The 7,408-nt window shown below is 69.3% G+C and carries 9 protein-coding genes; 6 read left to right on the forward strand and 3 right to left on the reverse strand.

Annotated features, from left to right (window positions below):
• Positions 1–13: 13 nt before the first annotated feature.
• Entirely contained in the window at positions 14–172 is a 159-nt protein-coding gene (gene rlmJ / locus Q0588_RS15430; protein ID WP_298748038.1) for a 23S rRNA (adenine(2030)-N(6))-methyltransferase RlmJ, read from the forward strand.
• 79 nt (positions 173–251) lie between these two features.
• Here rlmJ and Q0588_RS15435 read toward each other — a convergent pair whose 3' ends face one another.
• Positions 252–560 carry an antibiotic biosynthesis monooxygenase family protein gene (locus Q0588_RS15435; RefSeq protein WP_298748019.1) on the reverse strand — a complete coding sequence of 103 codons (309 nt, stop codon included), beginning with the start codon at positions 558–560 and terminating at the stop codon, positions 252–254.
• Positions 561–634: 74 nt separating this feature from the next.
• Between Q0588_RS15435 and Q0588_RS15440 the strand changes: the two genes are divergently transcribed.
• Entirely contained in the window at positions 635–1,330 is a 696-nt protein-coding gene (locus Q0588_RS15440) for a type 1 glutamine amidotransferase (protein ID WP_298748022.1), read from the forward strand.
• A 12-nt stretch (positions 1,331–1,342) separates the two neighbouring features.
• On the opposite strand, the gene hemF is transcribed toward Q0588_RS15440, so the two are convergent.
• On the reverse strand, positions 1,343–2,215 hold the full coding sequence (gene hemF, locus Q0588_RS15445) for an oxygen-dependent coproporphyrinogen oxidase (protein WP_298748025.1): 873 nt from the start codon (positions 2,213–2,215) through the stop codon (positions 1,343–1,345).
• A 497-nt stretch (positions 2,216–2,712) separates the two neighbouring features.
• Here hemF and Q0588_RS15450 point away from each other — a divergent pair, with 497 nt between their 5' ends.
• Positions 2,713–3,966 (forward strand): dipeptidase, encoded by a 1,254-nt coding sequence (locus tag Q0588_RS15450; RefSeq protein WP_298748028.1) that lies wholly within the window; start codon positions 2,713–2,715, stop codon positions 3,964–3,966.
• A 28-nt stretch (positions 3,967–3,994) separates the two neighbouring features.
• Here Q0588_RS15450 and Q0588_RS15455 read toward each other — a convergent pair whose 3' ends face one another.
• Positions 3,995–4,438: a tRNA (cytidine(34)-2'-O)-methyltransferase gene (locus tag Q0588_RS15455; protein WP_298748030.1), complete on the reverse strand. Its 444-nt coding sequence runs from the start codon at positions 4,436–4,438 to the stop codon at positions 3,995–3,997.
• A gap of 196 nt (positions 4,439–4,634) precedes the next feature.
• Between Q0588_RS15455 and petA the strand changes: the two genes are divergently transcribed.
• The 3 genes from petA to Q0588_RS15470 are packed head-to-tail and all read left to right on the forward strand — an operon-like array spanning position 4,635 to position 7,398.
• The gene (gene petA / locus Q0588_RS15460) at positions 4,635–5,171 is read left to right on the forward strand and encodes a ubiquinol-cytochrome c reductase iron-sulfur subunit (protein WP_298748033.1); all 537 of its coding nucleotides are present in this window, start codon (positions 4,635–4,637) and stop codon (positions 5,169–5,171) included.
• Between the two features lie 17 nt (positions 5,172–5,188).
• Positions 5,189–6,517 (forward strand): cytochrome b/b6, encoded by a 1,329-nt coding sequence (locus Q0588_RS15465; protein ID WP_298748035.1) that lies wholly within the window; start codon positions 5,189–5,191, stop codon positions 6,515–6,517.
• Positions 6,518–6,552: 35 nt separating this feature from the next.
• Positions 6,553–7,398 (forward strand): cytochrome c1, encoded by an 846-nt coding sequence (locus Q0588_RS15470; RefSeq protein ID WP_298748041.1) that lies wholly within the window; start codon positions 6,553–6,555, stop codon positions 7,396–7,398.
• Positions 7,399–7,408: the final 10 nt, after the last annotated feature.

A 7,408-nucleotide genomic window follows, 5' to 3' on the forward strand; every position in this document is an offset into this window, starting at 1 on the left:
GGCCGAGGCGCGGCTGCGCCCCCTGACCGATCCGATGAGGATGAACGGCTGCGCGGTGGTGGTGCTGAACCCGCCCGCGGGGGCCGAGGCGGCGGCGAACGAAGTCTGCGGCTGGGTTGCTTCGGCTCTGGGCGGCGGGGCGGCCCGGTCCGAGGTGTGGATGACGGGCTGAAGCCGACGGCATCCGCCGGCGTCCGGGACTGTCCCCCTCCACCGCTGCGCGGTCCCCCTCCCCCTGCGGGGGAGGAATGCTATTCGATGACCTCGCCCGCCTCATAGAGGTGGGGCTCGAAGGTGGCGATGGCCATGACCGGCTCCATGGCCGCATTGACGGCGGGACCGCGAGCCATGGCCTTCCAGTCCTCGCGCGAGCGCCAGACGGCGTGGACCGCCGCCACCCTGCCGTTGAGGCCGCGATGCAGGATGGCGGAAATGAAGCCCTCGGCTTCGCGCTGGGCCCGGACCATCACCGCCAGCAGTTCTATCAGCGTATCCAGCTGTTCGGGTTTGCAGGTGTAGACGTTGATCAGGACGACCGGATCGGAGGCGGCTTGGGTCATGGCGGGCTCATAGCGGATCGCCCTTCCGCCGTCTTGCACGAACGCCTATTGCGGTCGGATCGAGGAGCCCCTGAATGACCCGCATCGCGATTCTGGAGACCGGCGCGCCGCCCCCGGCGCTGGCCGCCGCGCACGGCGACTATCCGGCCATGTTCCGCGAGTTGCTGGGCGAGGGATTCGACTTCCAGACCTTTGACGTCCAGGCCGGGGAATGGCCGGACGCGGCAGCGTTCGACGCGGCGATCATCACCGGCTCTTCGGCGGGGGTCTATGAAACCGATGGCTGGATCGCCGATCTGCTGGACTGGATTCGCGCGGCCAAGGGGCGGACGAAACTGGTCGGCGTCTGTTTCGGCCACCAGGCCATGGCCCAGGCCCTGGGCGGGCGGGTCGAAAAGTCGGAGCGCGGCTGGGGCGTGGGGTTGCACCGCTATCAGGTCGTGTCGGCTGAACCGTGGATGACTCCGGCGGCGTCGGCGGTCGCCATTCCGGCCTCGCATCAGGATCAGGTGGTGGAGAAGCCGGCCGACGCCCGGGTGATCCTGCGGAGCGACTTCACCCCGTTCGCGGGGCTGGCCTGGGGCGAGGACGCCATCTCGATGCAGCCCCACCCGGAGTTCACCCCGGCCTTCGCGACCGCGCTGACGGCGGGGCGGCACGACCGGATCGATCCGGCGCTGGTGGCTCGGGCTGTGGACAGTCTGAAGGCGGCGGATGACCGGGCGACGGTCGGGGGATGGATCAGGGCGTTCGTTACAGCCCCGGCGTGAGCGGAACGGGAGTTATGGCCACTTCACCACGGGCGGCATCGAGCTGAGGATCGAGTCGACGTGGCCGCCGGTCTTCAGGCCGAACATGGTGCCGCGGTCGTAGAGCAGGTTGAACTCGACGTAGCGGCCGCGCCGGACCAGCTGCTCCTCGCGCTCCGCCGCCGTCCACGGCTCGCCCATCCGCCCGCGCACGAGCTGCGGATAGACCTTCAGGAAGGCCTCGCCGACGTCGCGGGTGAAGGCGAAGTCGCGGGCCCGGTCGCCGCTGTCCAGATGGTCGTAGAAGACGCCGCCGGTGCCGCGCGGCTCGTTGCGGTGGGGCAGGAAGAAATACTCGTCGCACCAGGCCTTGAACTTCGCGTGCCAGGCCGGATCGTGGGCGTCGCAGGCGGTTTTCAGGGCGGCGTGGAAGGCCACGGTGTCCGGATGGTCGTCGCGCCGGTCGACGCCCAGCACCGGGGTCAGGTCGGCCCCGCCGCCGAACCAGCCCCGGGTCGTGGCGATGAAGCGGGTGTTCATGTGCACGGCGGGCACGCGGGGGCTGACCGGATGGGCGATCAGGCTGATGCCGGTGGCGAAGAAGCGCGGGTCCTCCGCGGCGCCGGGCACGCCCTTCGCATAGTCGGCCGGGAAGCTCCCGTGCACGGTCGAGACATGCACCCCGACCTTCTCGAACAGCCGGCCGCGCATCATCCCCATGACCCCGCCGCCGCCTTCGGGCCGCTCCCACGGCGTGCGCGCGAAGCGGCCGGGCTCGCCGGGGAAGAGCTCGGCCGGGGCCTGGTCCTCCAGCGCCTCGAAGGCGGCGTGGATGCGGTCGCGCAGGGCCTCGAACCAGGCGCGGGCGTCAGTCTTCTGCTGGGCGAGGGGATCGGTCGGGGTCATGGGGGCGGCTTGTAGGGGGTTGGCCCGAGGCGGTGAAGGGCGGCGATCCTACTTTCGAGGGCGTTGCGACCCCTCTCCCGGCACATCCGACCGGACTCCGCCCGGCCACCTTCTCCCCTCGGGAGACGGAGACGCCCGCCGTGACGCTGTGCTGACAATCCGCGAAATTATGGTCTGGTTCAGCGAAAAACATCCCGTCGCATCAACCACATACACTTTTCTCGACGCGATCTTCCCGCTTGGGAATCAAAGGGGTCCATACTTCTCCCCGTCTCCGCCCGGCGGCCCGCCGGCCGTTCTTTGAAAACCGAATCCCCGACCGCCGCCGCAGGCGCGTCATATGGCCTTGCGGATGCCGACTCTGCCGACCCTGCCATAGCGAATTTTCTCTCGCGGCGGATGCCGACTCTGCCGACTCTGCCACAGCGTTTTTTCGAGTCGGTTGACGCTTCGCCCTCCTCTGCCACTGTCCCGCTCGCTTTCCGAGGAGTCCGTTCATGATCCGCGCCGTTCTGCTTTCCACCGCCGCCTTGCTCGCGGCCGCCGTCCCCGCCCGCGCCCAGGACGAGGCCGCCGCCCGGCGCATCCTCGAGCGGACGCCGCTGGTCGACGGACACAACGACCTGCCGTGGGCGCTGCGCCAGGGTTTCGGCAACGACCCGCACGCGGTCGACCTGACCGCCGACCTCGACGCCTCGACCGACCTGCACACCGACATTCCGCGCCTGCGCGCCGGCGGCGTCGGCGGCCAGTTCTGGTCGGTCTACGTCCCCGCCGGCCTGACCCCGGTCGAGGCGGCCAGGGCCACCTTCGAACAGATCGACACGGTCAAGCGGCTCGTCGCCGCCCACCCGGACGTGTTCGAACTGGCCACCACCGCCGACGACATCCAGCGCATCCATCGCCGCGGCAAGATCGCCTCCCTGATCGGCATGGAAGGCGGCTATTCGATCGCCGATTCGCTGGGCCTGTTGCGCGAGTTCCACGGCGCCGGGGCGCGCTACATGACGCTGACCCATTCGGCCACGACCAGCTGGGCCGACAGCGCCACCGACGCGCCGAAATGGGGCGGCCTCAACAGCTTCGGCGAGGAGGTGGTGCGCGAGATGAACCGCCTCGGCATGATGGTCGACCTCAGCCACGTCTCGGAGGAGACCATGCTGGACGCCATGCGGGTCAGCGAGGCCCCGGTGATCTTCTCCCACTCGTCGGCGCGCGCGGTCACGGCCCATCCGCGCAACGTGCCCGACAGCGTGCTGCGGCAGATGGCCGAGGACGGCGGGGTGGTCATGGTCACCTTCGTGCCGGGCTTCGTGTCCGAGACGGTGCGGGCCTGGTACGCGGGGCGCTCGGCCGAGGACGCGCGTCTGAAGTCGCTGCACCCCGGCGATCCGGCGGCCGTGACCGCCGGCCTGGCGGCCTGGCAGGCGGCGCATCCGATCCCGACGGCGACGATCGCCGATGTGGTCGCCCACATCCAGCACGTCCGCGACGTGGCGGGCATCGACCATGTCGGCCTCGGCGGCGACTATGACGGCGTCGACGCCCTGCCGGTCGGGCTGGAGGGGGTGGACGCCTATCCGCGCCTGCTGGCGGCGCTGATGGCCGGGGGCTGGAGCGCGGCCGACATCCGCAAGCTGGCCGGCGAGAACCTCCTGCGGGTCATGCGCCGCGTCGAGGCCGTGGCGGCGGCGAAACGCGGCGAGCGGCCGAGCCTGGCCAGGCTGCCCGAGGCCGGGGCGCCGGAGTAGGACTCCCTCTCCCGCAAGGGGAGAAGGATCAGGAACGAGTCTGCCTAAGCCCCTCCCACAGGGCGATCCCGGCGCTGACCGCCAGGTTCAGAGACCGGGCCCCGGGACGGATCGGGATGACCACCCGCGCGTCCGCCGCCGCGTGCACGAAGTCCGGCGCCCCGGCCGGCTCGCTGCCGAACAGCAGGACGTCGTCGGGCCGGAACACGAAGTCTCCGAGCGGCGTCGCGCCCCTGGTCGTGAACAGGATCAGCCGCCCCGGACCGCGATCGCGCTGGAATTCGTCCCAGCCGGCGTGCCGCGTCATGTGGCCCAGCGGGCCGTAGTCCAGGGCGGCGCGCTTCATCGCCCGGTCGTCGAAACGGAAGCCCGCGGGCTCGACGATGTGCAGCTCCACCCCGAAACAGGCGCCCAGCCTGATGCAGGCGCCGACGTTCTGCGGAATGGCCGGTTGAAAAAGGGCGAGACGCATTCTAAGGCCCTCATACGCGCGGCCCGGGGGCTTGTCGCGGCCTGTTGTGCGACCGTTTCGCAAGAAGCGTCAGCAAGTTGCGGCGATGCGCCGCAAAGCCGGGCCGGGCCAGCCATTGCGGCATTCGCTAAAGGAACGACAGCGTTGACACGGCGCGCCGCTCGGCGACGCCGCCAACGGCTCAGGAGACGAATCGGTGGCTGCAGACCAGGGCGATCCGAACCATCAGGATCCCAATCGTAGAGACTTCATCCACATCGCGGCCGGGGCGGCGGCGGCGGGGGCCGGGGCCATGGCCGTGTGGCCGCTGGTCAATTCGATGAACCCGGCCGCCGACACCCTGGCGCTGTCGACCATCGAATTCGACCTGACCAAGGTCCAGGAAGGCCAGCAGGTCGTCATCAAATGGCAGGGCAAGCCGGTGTTCGTGCGCTACCGCACCCCGGCCGAGATCGAGCGCGCCCGGGCCGACGACCGGGCCGGCCTCAAGGACCCGGAGATCGACGCCGACCGCGTCAAGCCCGGTCGCCAGCAGTATCTCGTGGTCATCGGCTCCTGCACCCACCTGGGCTGCGTGCCGACCTTCGGCTCCGGCGACTACGGCGGCTGGTTCTGCCCCTGCCACGGCTCGCACTACGACACCTCGGGCCGCATCCGTAAGGGTCCGGCGCCGAAGAACCTGGTCGTGCCGGCCTATGACTATGTGTCCGACACCCGCGTGAAAATCGGCTGAGGACGGGCGAGAGAACGATGAGCGATCACGAATCCACCTACGTCCCGAAGAGCGGCCTCGAGAAATGGTTTGACAGCCGGCTGCCGATCATCCGTTTCGGCGCCGACTATATGTCGCTGCCCACCCCGAAGAACCTCAACTACTGGTGGACCTTCGGCGGCATCCTGGCCCTCTGCCTGGTCGTCCAGATCGCCACCGGCGTGATCCTGGCCATGCACTATGTGCCGAACACCGAAATGGCCTTCGCCTCGGTCGAGCGCATCATGCGCGACGTCAACGGCGGCGACCTGATCCGCTACGCCCACGCCAACGGGGCCTCGATGTTCTTCATCGCGGTCTATCTGCACATGCTGCGCGGGCTCTACTACGGCTCCTACAAGGCCCCGCGCGAGATGATCTGGATCGTCGGCTGCGTGATCTTCTTCCTGATGATCGCCACCGCCTTCCTCGGCTATGTGCTGCCGTGGGGCCAGATGTCGTTCTGGGGCGCCGAGGTGATCACCAATCTGATCGGGGCCATCCCGGTCGTCGGCGAGCCGGTGCTGATCTGGCTGCGCGGCGGCCCGGCCATCGACAACGCCACCCTGAACCGCTTCTTCTCGCTGCACTATCTGCTGCCGTTCGTGATCGCCGGCTGCGTCGTTCTGCACCTGTGGGCGTTGCACGCGGCGGGCCAGAACAACCCGGTCGGCATCCTGATCCCCAAGGACCGCATGAAGAAGGACACGGTGCCGTTCCACCCGTATTTCACGGTCAAGGACGGCTTCGCCATCATCCTCTTCCTGATCCTGTTCGCGGTCTTCGTCTTCTACCTGCCGAACGCCCTGGGCCACGCCGACAACTACATCCCGGCCAACCCGCTGCAGACCCCGGCCCACATCGTGCCCGAATGGTACATGCTGCCGTTCTACGCCATCCTGCGGGCCATCCCGGACAAGCTCGGCGGCGTGATCGCCATGTTCGGCTCCATCGGCGTGCTGTTCGTCCTGCCGTGGCTGGACACGTCGAAGGTGCGCTCGATGCGCTACCGCCCGACGATGCGGACCTTCTTCATCATCTTCGTCATCGTGGGGATGGGGCTCGGCTGGTGCGGGGCGCAGCTGCCCGACGCGCCGGTGGTGCCGGGCATGCCCAGCTTCCAGCTCGGCGACGGCATGCTGAACAGCTACCTGTGGCTGACCCGCCTGCTCACGGCCTACTATTTCGCCTTCTTCGTGATCATCATGCCGGTCCTCGGCCTGCGCGAGACCCCGCGGCCGATCCCGGCGACCATCTCCGAGCCGGTGCTGCCGGGCGGGGACGCCATGACCGACGCCGCGCCGGCCTCGCCCGAGAAGAAGGGCTGAGACCGACCATGACCCTCGAGACCTCGATGCGTTCGATGAAAAAGACCCTGGCCCTGATCGCCGTGGCGGCCGGCCTCGCCGTCTCGGCCCAGCCCGCGCTGGCCTCCGGCGGGGCGGCGCACCCGCGCAGCGGCGGCTTCAGCTTCGAGGGCCCGTTCGGGACCTTCGACCAGGCCCAGCTGCAGCGCGGCTACAAGGTCTACCGCGAAGTCTGCGCCTCCTGCCACGGCATGGAGCTGATGTATTTCCGCACCCTGGCCGAGCCCGGCGGCCCCTTCTACGACGAGCATCAGGCCAGCCCGGCCGAGAACCGCTTCGTCAAGGTGCTGGCCGCCGAGGTCCAGACGCCGGACATCGACAGCGAGACCGGCGAACCGATCATGCGCGACGCGGCGCCGGCGGACCGCTTCCCCAATCCGTATCCGAACGCCACGGCCGCCGCGGCGGGCAACGGCGGGGCCGCGCCGCCGGACCTGTCGGTCATGGCCAAGGCCCGTCACGACGGCGCCAACTATATCTACTCGCTGCTGTCGGGCTACCGCGCCGCGCCGGCCGGCCTCGAGATCCGTCCGGGCCAGTACTACAACCCCTACATGGCCGGCGACCTGACGCCGTTCATGCCGGACGGCGCCCATGTGCCGGAGGGCGGCTTCATCGCCATGCCGCCGCCGCTGATGGACGGCCAGGTGACCTATGACGACGGCTCCGCCGAGACCGTCGACCAGTACGCCAAGGACGTCGCCGCCTTCATCGCCTGGGCCTCGGATCCGAAGCAGGTCCAGCGCAAGCAGACCGGCCTGGGGGTGCTGATCTTCCTGTTCCTGTTCGCCGGCGTGACCTACGTCAGCTACCGCCGCATCTGGAAGGGCGTCGCCCACTAGGGAGCCGCTT

This window comes from uncultured Brevundimonas sp. (assembly GCF_937870815.1).
GTDB lineage: Bacteria > Pseudomonadota > Alphaproteobacteria > Caulobacterales > Caulobacteraceae > Brevundimonas.